This window comes from Mycobacterium sp. NGS64 (genome assembly GCF_059812245.1).
Map to the genome: position 1 here is coordinate 860,899 of NZ_JCALCI010000001.1, position 15,495 is coordinate 876,393.

A 15,495-nucleotide genomic window follows, 5' to 3' on the forward strand; every position below is an offset into this window, starting at 1 on the left:
GCATGACGACGAGTACCGGGATCTCAGGCGACGCCGTTCCCAACCCGCATGCCACCGCCGAGCAGGTGGAGGCGGCGCGACACGACAGCAAGCTGGCCCAGGTTCTCTACCACGACTGGGAAGCGGAGAACTACGACGAGAAATGGTCGATCTCCTACGACCAGCGCTGCGTCGAGTACGCCCGGAACTGCTTCGACGCCACCGTGCCCGACCAGGTGCTCAGGGAGCTGCCCTACGACCGCGCACTCGAATTAGGTTGTGGGACAGGCTTTTTCCTGCTGAACCTGATCCAGTCCGGGGTGGCGCGGCGGGGGTCGGTCACCGACCTGTCGCCCGGCATGGTCAAGGTCGCCACCCGCAACGGCCAATCGCTGGGCCTGGACATCGACGGGCGCGTCGCCGACGCCGAGGGCATCCCGTACGAGGACAACACCTTCGACCTGGTCGTCGGCCACGCGGTGCTGCACCACATCCCCGACGTCGAGCTGTCGCTGCGCGAGGTGGTCCGGGTGCTGCGTCCCGGCGGCCGGTTCGTCTTCGCCGGTGAGCCGAGCAATGCCGGCGAGGTCTACGCCCGCGCCCTCTCGACGCTGACCTGGCGGGTCGTCACCAACGTGACCCGGTTGCCCGGCCTGGGCGGCTGGCGGCGCCCGCAGGCCGAGCTGGACGAGTCGTCGCGCGCGGCGGCGCTTGAGGCCCTCGTCGACCTGCACACGTTCGCGCCGGAAGACCTGGAGCGGATGGCAGCCAACGCCGGCGCCGTCGACGTCCAAACCGCCACCGTCGAGTTCACCGCCGCGATGCTGGGCTGGCCGCTTCGCACGTTCGAGTGCGCGGTCCCGCCGGGGCGGCTGGGCTGGGGCTGGGCGAAATTCGCCTTCAACGGCTGGAAGACGCTGAGCTGGGTGGACGCCAACGTGTGGCGGCACGTGGTGCCGAAGGGCTGGTTCTACAACGTGATGGTCACCGGGGTCAAACCCTCCTGAGTGGGCGCCGCCCGGCGACGATGCAGGCCGCGCAGCGGCGTGAGGAGGAGTCGGGCAATCAGAATCAGCACCGACGACGTCAGCTACCTGCGCTCGGAATCGGGTGCCGCGGCCCTGGCCGCCGTCGCCGAACTCGAGCTGACCGACGCGACGCGGGTCGCCGACATCGCGGCGGTGCGCGCCCGGTTCGGCGATCGGGCGCCGGTGCTGGTCGAGACGACGCTGCTGCGCCGCCGCGCCTTGGACAAACTCGGACAGCTGCAGGTCTCCGGCTGGCTGTTCACCGACGAGGCGCTGCAGCAGGCCACCGCCGCTCCGGTGGCGTTGCACCGGGCGTCGCGGCTGGCCCAGGCGGGCGTGACGGTGCACGACGCGACCTGTTCGATCGGCACCGAGCTGGCCGCGTTGCGCGCCGCGGGCGTGCGCGCGGTGGGCAGCGACATCGACGCGGTGCGCCTCGCGATGGCGCGGCACAACCTGGGCGCGGCGACCGGCCTGTGCCGCGCCGACGCGCTGCACCCGGTGACCCGCGACGCGGTGGTGCTGGTCGACCCGGCGCGCCGCCTCGGGGGACGGCGGCGGATGCGCGTCGACGACTACGCACCTGCCCTGGGCCGGGTGCTGGACACCTACTGGAACCGTGACCTCGTCGTAAAGTGCGCCCCCGGAATAGATTTCGGCGAACTTAGCCGTCTCGGTTTCGGCGGCGAGATCGAGGTGACGTCGTATCAGGGGTCGGTGCGGGAAGCGTGCCTGTGGTCGGCCGGGCTGTCGCGGGCGGGGGTGCGCCGGCGGGCGAGCGTCCTCGATCGCGGGGAACAGCTCACCGACACCGAACCGGACGACTGCCCGGTGGGCCCGCCCGGGCGGTGGATCGTCGACCCCGACGGGGCGGTGGTGCGGGCCGGTCTGGTGCGCCACTACGCCGCCCGGCACGGGCTATGGCAACTCGACCCCGACATCGCGTACCTGTCCGGGGATCGGCTGCCGCCGGGGGTCCGGGGCTTCGAGGTGCTCGAGCAGCTGGCGTTCGACGAGCGCCGGCTGCGGCAGGCCCTGGCGGCGCTGGGCTGCGGGGCGCTCGAGATCTTGGTCCGCGGGGTGCGCGTCGACCCCGACGCGCTGAGGCGCCGGCTGCGTCCGCGCGGGGACCGGCCGCTGTCGGTCGTCATCACCCGCATCGGCGCCGGGGCCGCCGGTCGTGCGACGGCCTTCGTCTGCCGGGCGTCCCGGTAGGCTGGCTGCGTCACACCTGGTAGGCGCCCCGCCCTTAATCCGCGAGGACAATTCACGATGCGTTACCTGATTGCGGCCGCGGTGCTGGCTGCGGGCGCTTTTATGGTCACGCCGGGCTGGCCGGCGGGCGCGGAACCGGCGTCGTGCGCCAGCCTGGGCGGCACCGTGGAAGCCGGCCAGATGTGTCAAGTGCATGCCACCGGCCCCACCTACATGCTGAACATGACGTTCCCCGCCGACTACCCCGACGAGCAGGCGCTGGTCGACTACATCACGCAGAACCGCGACGGGTTCGTCAACGTCGCGCAGGGGTCCGGCACGCGCGACCAGCCGTACCAGATGGAGGCCACCACCGAGCAACACACCGCTGGACAGCCGCCGCACAACACCCGCAGCGTCGTGCTGAAGTTTTTCCAGGACCTGGGCGGTTCCCGGCCGACCACCTGGTACAAGGCGTTCAACTACAACCTGGGGACCAAACAGCCCATCACCTTCGACAACCTGTTCGCGCCGGGCACGACGCCGCTCGACAGCATCTTTCCCATCGTCCAGCGCGACCTGAACCGGCAAAACCCGCTGGGCGCAGTGATATTGCCGTCGACCGGGCTTGACCCGTCGCACTACCAGAACTTCGCGATCACCGACGACCAGCTGATCTTCTACTTCGCTCCCGGCGAGATGCTGCCGTCGTTCGGCGGCCCCACCCAAGCGCAGGTGCCGCGCAGCGCCATCCCGCCGCTCGCCGTGTGAGTCCTGGGCGCCGACACGCCGACGAGCTCCGCCCCAGCCGCACAACGCAAAGCCGCGAATTCACATTCAAACGCGTAGCCGGCTCAGACGGGCCCGGCCAGCGTCTCGATCGCCGCGGCGCCGATCGCCAGCCCGACCTGCGCCACACAACCGATGACCGGGACGAAAAAGGCCGTTCGGCGCCGGATGAGCAGGGCCACCGCGACGGCGACGTCGGCGACCAGGACGGCGGCGCCGCCCCAGACCCCCAGCATCATGGCGCGGTCGATCCAGGCGGGGTCGCCGCACTTGACGGCGCCGCACGGGTCGGTGCCCATCACGAACAGGCCCAGCAGCACATACGTCGCCGCCAGCAGGAATGCGTGGACGATGAGCAGGACGACGGTCGCGACGACGTCGGCGGGGCGGCTGCGCGCGCTCATGCCGGCCCGAATCCGTAGACCTGGCCGTCGCTGGTGGCGGCCACCACCCGGCGATCGTTGCCCACCGACACCCCGACGGGATACCCGCCGGCCGCCGGAAGCGGATAGCTGCCCAGCGTGTGCCCGTTGCCCGGGTCGAACACCAGCACCGACATTCCGGGTGCGCCGTCCGCGGAGGGGCCGCCGACGACCACATATCCGGCGCCGCCGCCGGCCAGGCTCGACGACGACAGCGGCGTCGTGTCGTCGCGGCGCCATACCGGGTCGGCGTGATCCCCGGCGTCCTTGAACGCCACCAACCGCGTGTCGGGGCCGCCGCCCGACACGATCAGCCCCTGCGGGGTGACCGCGGGCGGCGTCTGCGCCAGAAAGCCAAGTGGCGCAGACCATTTCGGTTTCCCGTCGGCGGTGTGCAGGGCCCACAGCCGTTGGTCGCGGCCGTTGACGTAGACGGTCGAGCCGTCGGCGGACAGCACCGGGCTGGCGATGACACCGGCGCCGACGGCGTCGCTGGTCCAGTCCCGGGTGATCAGCGGCGTCTGGCCCGGGTGGTACTTCAGCCCGACCAGCCCGGCGGCCGGAGCGCCGGGCTGCCAGACGCCCAGCACCGCGGTCCCATTGACCGGTGAGTAGGCCGGCGCCGCGGCGACCGGGCAGCCCGGCCGGGCGGGCGCGCAATCGGCCAACCCGCGCGTCGCGTCGGTGGGGTCGACGCCCTCCACCAGATCGAGTGGGCTGCCCACCACCTCGCCGCGGTGCGAGTCGAAAACCAGCACCTGTCCCAGGTGCGTGGTGACGAGCAGCTGGCCGTGGCCCAGAAACCTTGGGGTGGTGGGCATCCCGATCACGGGCTGGCGCCAGCGCGTCCACTGGGTCACCGGAAACGAGAAGAAGGTGCCCGGCTGGCCGACGTACAGGTTGTCGAAGCCGTCGAACAGCGGGCCGGCGAAGCCGCCGCCCTGCACCAGCCGCACACACCAGCGTTGGCGGCCGTTGTCATTGGCCTCCCACTCCATCAGCGAGCAGCCGGCCGGGGTCTGCGCGTTCAGCGCGAGATAGCTGCGCGCGCTCAGCGCCGCGCCCGACCCGAGGCTGCCCTTGACCGACCGCGTCCACTGCAGCGACAGCTTGGTGGCGCCGCCGGTCGCGGTGTAGCTGCTGTTGGCGGCGTCGCCGTATTGCGCCGGCCAGCCCTGCGCGGGCGAGGCGTCCACCCACGAGTCGGTGTTGCCGCAGCCGCCGAGCCCGACCGCGAGCCCGGCCGCCAAGGCGGCGCACGAGCCACGCCGAAGCCCACGCAGGAGATGTCGGGCAAGCACCTCGGGTTTCCAAGTCCTTCTACGTTGCGGGGGCAGCGAGCGAGTACAGGTGAGGGTAACCCCTGACGGCTCCGATAGGCTTTCCGGCCATGACGAGCATGTGGAATGCTCCGCTTCACCGCCGCTGGCGTGGATCGAACCTGCGCGACCCCCGCCAGGCCAAGTTCCTCACGCTGGCCTCGCTGAAGTGGGTGCTGGCCAACCGGGCCTACACCCCGTGGTACCTGGTGCGCTACTGGCGGCTGCTGAAATTCAAGCTGGCCAACCCGCACATCATCACCCGGGGGATGGTGTTTTTGGGCAAGGGCGTGGAGATCCACGCGACACCGGAACTGTCGGAGATGGAGATCGGCCGCTGGGTGCACATCGGCGACAAGAACACCATCCGCGCGCACGAGGGCTCGCTGCGGTTCGGCGACAAGGTGGTGCTCGGCCGCGACAACGTCATCAACACCTACCTCGACATCGAGCTCGGCGATTCGGTGTTGATGGCCGACTGGTGCTACGTCTGCGATTTCGATCACCGCATGGACGACATCAACCTGCCGATAAAGGATCAGGGCATCGTCAAGTCCCCAGTCCGGATCGGGCCGGACACCTGGGTCGGGGTCAAGGTCACCGTGCTGCGCGGCACCTCCATCGGGCGCGGCTGCGTGCTGGGATCGCACGCGGTGGTGCGCGGCGTCGTCCCCGACTACTCGATCGCGGTCGGCGCACCGGCCAAGGTGGTCAAGAACCGCCAGCTGTCCTGGGAGAGCTCGGCCGCGCAGCGCGCCGAACTGGCGGCCGCGCTGGCGGATATCGAACGCAAGAAAGCGGCGCGCTAGCCCGCTTTATTCGGGCCTATTCGGGTTTGTCGTCGACCTTGTAGTCGAAGCTGACGTCGCCCGCGTCGACGCCGGTGACGGTGACGGCAATGCCGTACTTCTGCGTGCCGTCGGTGAGCTCGCAGCGCAGCGTCGCGCCCTCGACGCCCTTCAGGTTGTCCGGGCACGTCACCGAGTCGGGCTTGCGGCCGACTTGCTGGGTCAGCTTGTTGCTGAGGATTTTCGCGACCTGGTTCTTGTCCACCGTCTCGACCATGTCGAACTTGACGTCGTTGCCGTTGACGCTGGTCACGGTGACGTTGACGTTGAAGGTCTGGTCTTTGACCTTCATCGTGCAGTTCAGCTGCGCCCCGACCGAGGCCGGCAGGTCGTTCGGGCAGTCGACCGATTCGGGCTTGTTGCCGGCGGCGTCGGTCAGTTTGGCGGTGATCTGGTTGGCGACATCGCCCTTGCTGACCGCGTGCTTCGATGAGACCGAACACGAACAGGCGCCGGCGCCGGCCATGAGCCCGGCGGCCGCGCCCGCCACCAACAACGTCCGAACGATCGAGCGAGCCATGGCGCCTCCCGTGGGCGAAATCGACGAGAACTGTGAGTCGGCTGATAATTGCATGCCAACCAGCTTCGGGTCTAAGGAATCGCTCAGATGCTGTGATAGCGGCGCAGGGCTTCGGCGCGTTCGGCTCCGTGGTCGACGATCGGTGCCGGGTATCCCTGCGGCCGTTCGCCTTTCCTCAGGTGCGGGTCGTCGACTCCGCGCAATTCGGGAACCCAGCGCCGGATGTAGTCGCCGGACGGATCGAACTTCTCGCCCTGCGTGGTCGGGTTGAAGACCCGGAAGTACGGCGCCGCGTCGGTGCCCGATCCGGCGCACCACTGCCAGCCGTGCTGGTTGTTGGCCATGTCGCCATCGACGAGCTGATCCAGGAACCATTCGGCGCCCCACTGCCACGGCAGGTGGAGGTCCTTGACCAGAAACGACGCGGTGATCATCCGCGCCCGGTTGTGCAAGAAGCCGGTCTCGCGAAGCTGACGCATCCCGGCGTCGACAAAGGGAAACCCGGTTTGGCCGGCCTTCCAGGCCTCGAAGCGGCGCTTGGCCTCCGGTCCCGCGTCGGTAGGGATGTCGTCGAACCGGCCGTTCCAGTTGTGCCACGCGCTGGTCGGCCGGTGGTGCAACACGTCGGCGTAGAAGTCGCGAAAGGCCAACTCCCGCAGGAAGGCTTGCGCCCCGGAGCCGCGCAGGTCGAGGTCGGCGACCATGGTGCGGGGGTGGATGGAGCCGAATTTCAGGTGCGCCGACATCCGGCTGGTGCTCGCCAGGTCCGGCCGGTCGCGGTCCTGCCCGTAGCACTGTAAACCGTTGTCCACGAACGACTTCCAGAATCGACGCGCCGAGGCCTCGCCTGCCACCACGTCGAGCGCGGCGCCGGGATCGGGGATCTCGCACTGCTTGATCCCCAGCCGCCCCGGATCGAGCCAGCGCGCGGAGCCGGCGCTCGATTTCGCCGGCGCCCGCCAGCCGACGTCGCGCCACTGGCGCAGAAACGGGGTGAACACCTGATAGGGGGAGCCGTCCTGCTTCGTGACACGGCCGGGTGAAACCAGGTACGGCGACCCCGTCGCCGTCAGCGGCACGGAATCCAGTGCGGCGCCGACACGTTCGTCACGGCGCCTCCCGTACGGCGCGAAATCCTCCGAGATGTGCACCGACGACGCGCCGATTTCCTTGGCGATGCGGGGGATTAGCGTCTCGGGCCGTCCGCGGGTCACCAGCAGCCGACCGTCGAGGTCGTCGCGCAGGCGGCGCAGCGAGTCACCGAGGAATTGCAGCCGGCGCCGCCCCGACGAGGCCTCCAGCCTCGGATCGAGGACGAAGCAGGCGAGCACTTCCTCGCCGCTTTGGGCGGCGGCGGCGAGTGCGGGGTGATCGCGCAACCGCAGGTCGCGGCGAAACCATAACAGCGTCGGCATGATTCAGCGGTTGAGTCGCCAGATGTGGGTGGACAAGACGGTGGCGAAGGCGCACCACAGCGGATAGGGGGACAGCGCCGCTCCCGCCCTGCCGTCCGCCTGCGCGGCCCGGCGGGCGAGGTCGGCGCTGCTGGCTGCCAGCGCCGCGGCGCCGAGCGCGGAGGCGCCGAGCTTGTGATAGCGGAAGAACAGCCAGCTCCATCCGGCGTTCAGCGACAGGTTCAGCCCCAGCGCCGCGGCGTAGCGGCGCGCATCGTCGTGGCGCCCGGCCGCGCGCAACCGGTCGATGGCCACCGCGGACGTCGCCGCGATATCGGTGTAGAGCGCGGTCCAGACGACGGGGAAGGCGGCGCCGGGCGGCTGATAGGGCGGCTTGCGAAGCCGGGAGTACCAGGCGGGCACGCGGTTCGGGCTGGCGATGCTTCCGGTGCCGGCGGCAACGGCGACGGCGAGGGCGGTCGCGGCCACAATCGACGGTCTCACGCTCTGCTTCCTTTCGGTCGGGCGGGATCGGTGGGCCACCAGCTGCGGTCGCCGACGAGGGTCAACAGCACGGGGATGACCGGGGTGCGCACGACGAAGGTGTCGAGCAGGATGCCGAGGCCGACGATAATGCCCAGCCGCGTCAGCGGATCGTCCCAACTCACGCCACAAGTATTTCAGTCATTTAACCATTAATCAAGTTAACAATCCCGCTTCGGCGCGGTATGCTGCGATTCTGATGGAAGCCACCACCGACCGTGTTCGGCTCGAGGCGCTGATCGCGGCCGACGCGCGTGCCCTGACCGCCGAATCCGACCAGATGGGTCGCGTCTTCGCCGCGGCGCACCAATTGGGCCCCAGCGACTTTCGCGCCTTGCTGCATATTCTGGTCGCCGAAACGGCGGGGGCGCCGCTCACGTCGGGGGAGTTACGACAGAAGATGGGCCTCTCGGCGGCGGCGATCACCTACCTCGTGGAGCGGATGATCAATTCCGGCCACATCCGGCGCGACACGCACGCCGAGGACCGCCGAAAGGTCATCCTGCGCTACTCGGATCCCGGGCTGGACACCGCCCGCTCGTTCTTCACCCCACTGGGACTGCACACCCGAACCGCGCTGGGCGACCTGCCCGACGCGGATTTGGCCGCTGCCCACCGTGTCTTCACCGCGCTGATCGCCGCAATGCGCCACTTCCAGCGCGAATTGAGTTGACGTCACTGAACGTTCGACGGTGCCATCGCGCCAGCGCGTCGGGCGCCCACCAGTTCCGGCCGCCGAGCACGTGCATGAACGCCGGCACCAGCACCATTCGCACCAGCGTCGCGTCGGCCAGGACCGCGATGGTCAGGCCCAGCCCGAACATGCGCATGAAGGAAACCCCGGCGGAAATCAGGGCCGCGAACGAGATCGACATCAGCAGCGCCGCGGCGGTGATCACCCTGCCGGTGCGCGCCAGCCCCAGCGCGATGCTTTCGTCGTTGTCCGCACGCGTTCGGGGTGAGTCCAGCCAATACTCGCGGATCCGGGAAAGCAGGAAGACTTCGTAGTCCATCGACAATCCGAACGCGATGCAGAACATCAGCACCGGGACGTTCGCCGCCAGGGTGCCGGTCGACGTGGTGCCGGCCGCGCCCAGGTGCCCGTCCTGAAAGATCCAGACCAGGGCGCCGAACGCGGCCGTGAGCGAGACCATGTTGAGCAGTACCGCCTTGATCGGCAGGAGCACGCTGCCGGTGAGGAGGAAAAGCAGCACCAGTGTCACGAGGCCGATGAATCCGAATACCAACGGCAAGCGGGTGGTAATGCCGAGCACGCAGTCACGATTCGTTTGCGCCATCCCGGTGAACTGCGCCGGGTGGTGTCGCGGCGGCGCGATCGCGTGCAGCCGGTCCAATTGCGCCTCGGACGCCGCGGTGTAGAGGGGCGCGGCGCTGTCAATGGTCAGATAGGCGCTGCCGGTTGCCATTCCGCTTGGGGCCGACGGCGGGCCGCTCGGCTTCCCGGCGACGAAGGTGCCGGTCGGCGCGGATACCGCCGCGACATCGGCAACGAGGGACAACCGCATGGCGTAGGCGTCCAGGTCGGTGGTGGTGAGGCCGGCTGTGTCGGGGAGGACGAGCTTGATCTCATTACCGGTGCGGAAGTCGCTGCGGATTCGGTCGCTCACGGCCCGCGCCGACGAGGACGTCGGCAGTACCCGATCGTCGGGATAACCCCACCTGACGCCCAGGAACGGTGCGCCCAGCGCGAGCAGTACGGCGGTGATCGCCAAACCGACCGGGATCGCCTGGCGCATCACGGCTTTGGCGATCCGATACCAGGCGCTGCGTTCCAAGGTCTGCGGCGGGGGCGCGGGGCGCCGGAGGAGCCGGCGGCCCAGCGTCCAGATGTTGAGCGCGTCGAGCCGGTCGCCGAGCAACGCGATCGTCGCCGGCGCCAGGACCGTCGCCGCCAAGGCGGCGAACGCCACCACCGCGGTGCCGGCGTAGGCGAAGGACTTGAGGAAGTACATCGGGAACAGCGCGGTTGCGGCCAGTGCCAGGGCCACCGTGATCGCCGAGAACAGCACGGTACGGCCGGCGGTCGTCGCGGTCCTCACCAGCGCCTCGTCGTGGCCGGCCCCCTGCGCCAGTTCGTCCCGGTACCGGCTGATGATCAGCAACGTGTAGTCGACGGCCAGGGCGAATCCCAACGCCGCCGTCACGTTGAGAGCGAAGATCGACACGTTGGTGACCAGGGCGATCGCCCGCAACACCGCGAGCGAACCGAGGATCGCGACTCCGCCCACGGCCACGGGCAGTGCCGCCGCGAGTATTCCGCCGAAGACCCACACCAGCGCGACGAAGCTCAGCGGTATCGCGATCATTTCCATCCGCAGCAGGTCTTTTTCGGTCTGCTGGTTGACTTGTTGGTAGACCAGTGCCGACCCTCCCGCTTGCACCGTGACGCCTTGATGGTCGCGCGTGAAACGCTCCGCCAGCGTCCGGGCGTGGTCGGGTGCGCTGTTTTCGTCGCCCTTGAGTGCTGCCAGGATCATCGCCGTCTTGCCGTCGGCGCTGAACAAGCCCGGATTGGCCTGCGCGGCCCAGGGTGAGGTCACCTGTGCGACGAAGGGCGATTGGGAAAGCTGCTGGACAATGTCGGTGCCGACGGCCTGTGCGGCCTCGTCTCCGGCGCCGCCCGACGAACTCACCAGCACAACCAAATCCATGCCGCCCTGGTTGAACTTCTCGGCCAGCGTCGCGGCGGCGCGGGCCGATTCGGATGCCGGGTCGAGAAATCCTCCGGCGGACAGCCTGGACGCGGCCGGTATGCCGAAAACCGCTGCGGCAATCATGAATACGACGGTGATGCCGATGATCCGTCTCGGCGCGGCGACGGCGAGTCGGGCGATTCGCGTTAGCATGTACCGCCCTCGTGGTGATCCGCGCTAAATGGGCTGGGCCGGCGCTCCTACTCGAGATTACGTTAAGATTCTTAACCATTCAAGTACTTAAATAAATTCGGAAGTTGCACTAGGCTGGCGGCCGGGGATGAAGGATTGCCCGGCGCGGGACTGGGTACTACCCGATACGCAAGGAACGAGGTGAGCGGTGTGTTCGGGTCGATGGGAGCCATGATCGGCGGGGTGATAGATGCGGCGGGGTCGGTGGTCGGCTACCGCCACGGCACCAAGGAGCCGGACTACACCGCGGAGCAGCTGACCCGGGACGTCGAGCTCCGGCACTACGGTGCCCGGATCGCCGCGGAGACGACCGTCGTCGCGGACGAAGAGGCAGCCCGCTACGCCGGGTTTCGCCGACTCGCCGGTTACATATTCGGTGGCAACCGCGTCCAGGAGAAGATCGCGATGACCGCCCCGGTGGCCCAGGAGGCGGCGGGCGAGCGCCGATGGGTGATCCGATTTTTCATGCCCGCCGAAAAGACGCTGGACTCGCTGCCCGAGCCTGACGACGGAGAAGTCCGGCTGGCGACCGTGCCGCCGGAAACGGTTGCGGTGCACCGCTTCACGGGCAGCCGCAGCCGCCGAGCCATCGCTGCGCACACCTCCAGATTGATGACCGCGCTGCGCGAGACCGGATTCGAGGCCGTCGACACGCCGACCGCCTGGTTCTACGATCCGCCCTGGACCGTTCCGGCGCTGCGCCGCAACGAGATTGCCGTGCCGGTGGAGCCGAGCGCCTGACCATGCGCCCATCGACACTCATTGGCACCGCCGCGGCCGTGATCGGGACGGCGACGGCGGGTGGCCTGGCGACCCGCCCGGCAGCCCAGTCGGTGTGGTACCGCCAACTGCGCAAACCCACCTATCAGCCGCCGCGGTCGGCGTTTCCCGTGATCTGGCCGGCCTTGTACGCCGACATCGCGGCGGTGTCCGCGGTCACCCTCGACCGGCTGCGCGACGGCGGGAACGCGCCGGCGGCCCGCTCCTACCTCGGTGCTCTGGTGATCAACCTCCTGCTGAACGCCGGCTGGTCGTGGGTGTTCTTCAACCGACGCCACCTCGGGGCGGCGGTGGCGGTGAACGCCGCGCTGACCGCGAGCAGCGCCGACCTCACCCGGCGCGCCATCGCCGTGCGCGGGAGGCGCGCGGTGTGGCTGTCGGCCTATCCCGCCTGGTGCTTGTTCGCCTTCGCCCTGTCCGCCCACATCTGGCTGCTGAACCGCCGCCGCAGGATCGACGCGCCATGACGGCCGACCGCGGCGAGATGACCACCCGCAAGCGCCGTCACATCGACGTGTGCCTCGACGGCGACGTAGGTTATCACGGCCTGACGACCGGCCTGGAACGCTACGCTCTGCCCTACAACGCCCTGACGCAGACCAGCCTTGCCGACATCGACCTGCGCACCGAATTTCTCGGCGCGCGGTTGCGGGCTCCGATTCTGATCGGCGCCATGACCGGCGGGGCGAAGCTGTCGGGCACCATCAACCGCAACCTGGCCGCGGCCGCGCAACGGCTCGGCATCGGAATGATGCTGGGCTCGCAGCGGGTGATGCTGGACAGCGCGCTGGGGGAGCGGGCCGCCTCTAGTTTCTCGGTGCGCGACGTGGCGCCGGACGTGCTGTTGCTGGGCAACATCGGCCTTTCCCAGTTCACTAAGGACGCGGTGCCTGACATCGTTCAAGCCCTGGACCGGGTGGGGGCGAATGCGCTTGCGGTGCATACGAATCCGCTGCAGGAGGCCATCCAGCGCGATGGCGACACGAACTTCGCCGGATCGCTGGACCGGCTGCACGACGTGGCCGGCATGCTGGGCTACCCGGTGCTGTTGAAGGAGGTCGGTCACGGGATTGGCGGTGCGGCGATCGGCCAGCTGCTGCGGGTGTCCGGGGAGCTGCCGGTGGCGGCCATCGATGTGGCCGGCGCCGGCGGCACCTCGTGGTCGCGCGTCGAGCAATTGGTGCGGTACGGCGAAGTGCGCTACCCGGACCTGGCGGACTGGGGCATACCCACAGCGCAGGCGATCGGGGAGGTGCGGGCGGCGCTGCCGGACATCCCGCTGGTCGCCTCGGGCGGAATCCGGACCGGCATGGACGCGGCCAAGGCGCTGGCGCTGGGCGCCGACGTGGTGGCCGTCGCCCGGCCGCTCTTATCCGCGGCGATCGAGTCGCCGGCCGCGGCGACGGCCTGGCTGCAGCGATTCATCGACGAGTTCCGCATCTGCCTGCACGGGTGCGGCGCGGCCGACCTGAACGAGCTGCGAGGCGTTGGCCTGACGCCTCTTTCGTAGCGGTGGCGGCGGATGGCGGTGATACTGGCGTACGGATCGCCCGCGCTCGGTCACGCCTACCCCATGGCGGCGCTGCTGACCGAGTTGGTCGGGCGGGGCCATCGAGTTCACCTGCTGACCCTGGCCGGCGGGGTTTCCGCCATGCGCGCCGCCGGCATCGACGCCGATGCCGTTGATTCGCGAATCGAGGCCATCGCGGGCCGGGATTGGCTGGCGCCCAACGCGTTAGGGGTCCTCAAGGAGACGATCGAGGTGCTGTGCCGACGCGCGGTGATCGAGGTCGATGATCTTCGTCGCGCGCTGGCGCGGGTCCGCCCCGACGCGGTGCTGGTCGACGCGAACTGCTGGGGAGCCATGGCGATGGCCGAGGCGAGCGGCGTTCCGTGGCTGGTGTTTTCGCCGTTCACGCCCTACCTGAGGTCTCGCTCGGCGCCGCCGTTCGGCCCCGGCCTGCGCCCGCTGCCCGGCCCGGTCGGGATGGTCCGAGACGCGTCCATGCGCCCATTCGTGCGCCACCTGTTCGACCGCCGGATCGTGCCCCGGGTCAACGCCGTCCGCGCGGAACTCGGGCTGCCGCAGGTGAAGTCGGTGGATGGGCTGATGCGCCGGGCGCCGCTGATGTTGGCGGTCGGTGGTGAGCCGTTCGAGTATCCGCATCCCGATTGGGGCCACGCGCATTTCATCGGTGCGTGTGAGTTCGAGCCCGCCCCCGCCGCCGCGCCGGGGTGGATCACCGGCATCGACCGGCCCATCGTTTTGGTCAGCACCTCCTCGATCGCACAGGCCGACGCCAAACTGGGCCGAATCGCCTTGCAGGCGTTGGCCGCTGAACCGGTCCACGTCGTCGCGACGTTCCCCGCAGGTGTGCCCGACGGGCTCCCGCGAACCTCCAACGCCACGGTGTGCCGCTTTGCGCCCCACGGCGCGGTCCTCGACCGCGCGGTCTGCGCCGTCACCCACGGCGGGATGGGCACCACGGTGAAGGCCCTGGGGCGGGGTGTCCCGGTCTGCGCGGTGCCCTTCGCCCGCGATCAGGCCGAAGTGGCGCGCCGCGTACAGGTGGCCCGCTGCGGGACGCGGCTGCCGGCCAAGAGGCTGACCGCGGCGCGCCTGCGCCTCGCCGTGCGCGAGGCGACGGCCATGGCGGCGGGCGCGCGCCGGGTGGCCGCCGGTTTCGCCGCGACCGGCGGCGTGGCCCATGGTGCGGACCTCATCGAGCAGCGCCTACTGCACGGGGTGCTACGGCGCGGCCTTTTGCCGCCGGGCGCCCGCTGACGGTCTGGCCGGCCCCTCGGAAAGCTCGTCCTCGAACGTCGACATCGCCGCGATCATCGCCGTGAAAACCCGATGAGCGGCGATCAAATCCTTATCGCTCAAGTCCGCCATGGCCTTGCTGAGGTGAAGACCGAGCGGCCGGAAGAACGCGTGCGCCAGCGTCATGCCACTTTCCTCGTAGCGCAGCAACCACTTTCGTCGGTCCTCGGGGTCCGCCTCGCGCCGAATGTGGCCCGCTTCGATCATCCGATCGACGAGATAGGTGATCGCCGCGGGGGAGACGTCCATGCGCTGCCGCAATTCGGCCAGGGTCAACGGTTTTCCCGCGGTCTCGCTGACCATGATGTGCAGGAGGGCGTGAAAATCGCTGCTGCCGACCTCGTTCGTGCGCGCGAAATGGCGGCCGATGCGATCGGATTGCGCCGTGATCGCTCGCATGTCGGCCGACAACTGCCGTTCCAGCTCATCCCGGCCGGGCGGATCTTGCGCGCGGCGCTTGCTCACCTACCCGCACCCTTCATCAGACCACCAGCGTATCCGTGCCCCTGTCGGGGACCTAGCGCGACGTGCTGCGCGCCGGGAAAGAACCTACCGGAGCCGTCGCCTGACCACTTCTCGAGTTCCGGCGCCTTTTCGCCAGGGCGATCCATGACGTCACGGCGGCGAGAAAGGCGATGGTCTGCACGGTACCGGTTCGGCCGGCCGGGTAGACCACACCCGCGACGTAATGGTCGACGAACCCGGTGCTGGGCAGTGGCGCCATGCCGGCACGTAATCGTGCCCAATCTTCCAGCGAAGTTAGCGGACACGGCACGGGCAGCGTCACGACCGCCAGGCCCCAGCACACGCTCGCCAGGTGCAGCCAGACGGTGCGGGGCCACCGCAGCGCGAGGAAACCACCGCAGGGCACGTAGCAGAGGTAGGCGAAGTGCGCGCCCACGCTGACCATCGCGAGGGACTTAAAGCAGGCGAACTGCGCTTTCGTCAT

17 protein-coding genes and 1 pseudogene are annotated in these 15,495 nt (G+C 69.3%); 9 read left to right on the top strand and 9 right to left on the bottom strand.

The features are described 5' to 3' along the window. Positions 1–2: 2 nt before the first annotated feature. From AC5Y4S_RS04270 to AC5Y4S_RS04280, 3 genes are read left to right on the top strand one after another with little or no spacing between them, the layout of a single operon-like run. Positions 3–986, top strand: coding sequence for a methyltransferase domain-containing protein (locus AC5Y4S_RS04270; RefSeq protein WP_500030149.1), 984 nt, complete (start codon positions 3–5; stop codon positions 984–986). A gap of 57 nt (positions 987–1,043) precedes the next feature. After that, on the top strand, positions 1,044–2,222 hold the full coding sequence (locus AC5Y4S_RS04275) for a class I SAM-dependent methyltransferase (RefSeq protein ID WP_500032139.1): 1,179 nt from the start codon (positions 1,044–1,046) through the stop codon (positions 2,220–2,222). A 57-nt stretch (positions 2,223–2,279) separates the two neighbouring features. Next, the gene (locus AC5Y4S_RS04280) at positions 2,280–2,972 is read left to right on the top strand and encodes an esterase (RefSeq protein WP_500030151.1); all 693 of its coding nucleotides are present in this window, start codon (positions 2,280–2,282) and stop codon (positions 2,970–2,972) included. Between the two features lie 83 nt (positions 2,973–3,055). Here AC5Y4S_RS04280 and AC5Y4S_RS04285 read toward each other — a convergent pair whose 3' ends face one another. Both AC5Y4S_RS04285 and AC5Y4S_RS04290 read right to left on the bottom strand, forming a co-directional pair. Then, positions 3,056–3,394 carry a hypothetical protein gene (locus tag AC5Y4S_RS04285; RefSeq protein ID WP_500030153.1) on the bottom strand — a complete coding sequence of 113 codons (339 nt, stop codon included), beginning with the start codon at positions 3,392–3,394 and terminating at the stop codon, positions 3,056–3,058. Further along, on the bottom strand, positions 3,391–4,695 hold the full coding sequence (locus AC5Y4S_RS04290; protein WP_500032141.1) for an outer membrane protein assembly factor BamB family protein: 1,305 nt from the start codon (positions 4,693–4,695) through the stop codon (positions 3,391–3,393). Before AC5Y4S_RS04290 ends, AC5Y4S_RS04285 begins: the two co-directional genes overlap by 4 nt. A gap of 107 nt (positions 4,696–4,802) precedes the next feature. On the opposite strand from AC5Y4S_RS04290, the gene AC5Y4S_RS04295 reads away from it, so the two are divergent. Next, positions 4,803–5,540: an acyltransferase gene (locus tag AC5Y4S_RS04295; RefSeq protein ID WP_500030155.1), complete on the top strand. Its 738-nt coding sequence runs from the start codon at positions 4,803–4,805 to the stop codon at positions 5,538–5,540. 16 nt (positions 5,541–5,556) lie between these two features. Here the strand turns inward: AC5Y4S_RS04295 and AC5Y4S_RS04300 are convergent, their stop codons facing one another. The 4 genes and pseudogenes from AC5Y4S_RS04300 to AC5Y4S_RS04315 form a co-directional block, all read right to left on the bottom strand. Then, positions 5,557–6,099: an anti-apoptotic protein gene (locus AC5Y4S_RS04300; RefSeq protein ID WP_500030157.1), complete on the bottom strand. Its 543-nt coding sequence runs from the start codon at positions 6,097–6,099 to the stop codon at positions 5,557–5,559. A gap of 83 nt (positions 6,100–6,182) precedes the next feature. Further along, positions 6,183–7,514 carry a cryptochrome/photolyase family protein gene (locus AC5Y4S_RS04305; protein ID WP_500030159.1) on the bottom strand — a complete coding sequence of 444 codons (1,332 nt, stop codon included), beginning with the start codon at positions 7,512–7,514 and terminating at the stop codon, positions 6,183–6,185. 3 nt (positions 7,515–7,517) lie between these two features. Then, complete coding sequence (locus tag AC5Y4S_RS04310) at positions 7,518–7,997, bottom strand: TspO/MBR family protein (protein ID WP_500030161.1); 480 nt, start codon at positions 7,995–7,997, stop codon at positions 7,518–7,520. Further along, positions 7,994–8,143 (bottom strand): annotated as a pseudogene (locus AC5Y4S_RS04315) (MMPL family transporter); the annotation flags it as partial. The pseudogene AC5Y4S_RS04315 and the gene AC5Y4S_RS04310, both read right to left, overlap by 4 nt. Before the next feature lie 92 nt (positions 8,144–8,235). Between AC5Y4S_RS04315 and AC5Y4S_RS04320 the strand changes: the two are divergent. Then, the gene (locus AC5Y4S_RS04320) at positions 8,236–8,709 is read left to right on the top strand and encodes a MarR family winged helix-turn-helix transcriptional regulator (protein ID WP_500030163.1); all 474 of its coding nucleotides are present in this window, start codon (positions 8,236–8,238) and stop codon (positions 8,707–8,709) included. Here the strand turns inward: AC5Y4S_RS04320 and AC5Y4S_RS04325 are convergent. Next, entirely contained in the window at positions 8,660–10,903 is a 2,244-nt protein-coding gene (locus tag AC5Y4S_RS04325) for an MMPL family transporter (protein WP_500030165.1), read from the bottom strand. The two genes, AC5Y4S_RS04320 and AC5Y4S_RS04325, sit on opposite strands and share 50 nt — an antisense overlap. Before the next feature lie 180 nt (positions 10,904–11,083). On the opposite strand from AC5Y4S_RS04325, the gene AC5Y4S_RS04330 reads away from it, so the two are divergent. Genes AC5Y4S_RS04330 through AC5Y4S_RS04345 form a run of 4 tightly spaced genes read left to right on the top strand, consistent with a single transcriptional unit; the run spans position 11,084 to position 14,507 of the window. Next, entirely contained in the window at positions 11,084–11,683 is a 600-nt protein-coding gene (locus AC5Y4S_RS04330) for an SOUL family heme-binding protein (protein ID WP_500030167.1), read from the top strand. A gap of 2 nt (positions 11,684–11,685) precedes the next feature. After that, positions 11,686–12,189, top strand: a complete 504-nt coding sequence (locus tag AC5Y4S_RS04335) for a TspO/MBR family protein (RefSeq protein WP_500030169.1) — start codon at positions 11,686–11,688, stop codon at positions 12,187–12,189. Then, positions 12,186–13,232, top strand: a complete 1,047-nt coding sequence (gene fni / locus AC5Y4S_RS04340; protein ID WP_500030171.1) for a type 2 isopentenyl-diphosphate Delta-isomerase — start codon at positions 12,186–12,188, stop codon at positions 13,230–13,232. The genes AC5Y4S_RS04335 and fni overlap by 4 nt, the downstream gene beginning before the upstream one ends. Before the next feature lie 12 nt (positions 13,233–13,244). Continuing rightward, the gene (locus AC5Y4S_RS04345; RefSeq protein WP_500030173.1) at positions 13,245–14,507 is read left to right on the top strand and encodes a glycosyltransferase; all 1,263 of its coding nucleotides are present in this window, start codon (positions 13,245–13,247) and stop codon (positions 14,505–14,507) included. Here AC5Y4S_RS04345 and AC5Y4S_RS04350 read toward each other — a convergent pair. Both AC5Y4S_RS04350 and AC5Y4S_RS04355 read right to left on the bottom strand, forming a co-directional pair. After that, positions 14,472–15,011, bottom strand: a complete 540-nt coding sequence (locus AC5Y4S_RS04350; protein WP_500030175.1) for a MarR family winged helix-turn-helix transcriptional regulator — start codon at positions 15,009–15,011, stop codon at positions 14,472–14,474. The two genes, AC5Y4S_RS04345 and AC5Y4S_RS04350, sit on opposite strands and share 36 nt — an antisense overlap. Positions 15,012–15,063: 52 nt before the next feature. Next, positions 15,064–15,495: a DUF2784 domain-containing protein gene (locus tag AC5Y4S_RS04355; RefSeq protein ID WP_500030178.1), complete on the bottom strand. Its 432-nt coding sequence runs from the start codon at positions 15,493–15,495 to the stop codon at positions 15,064–15,066.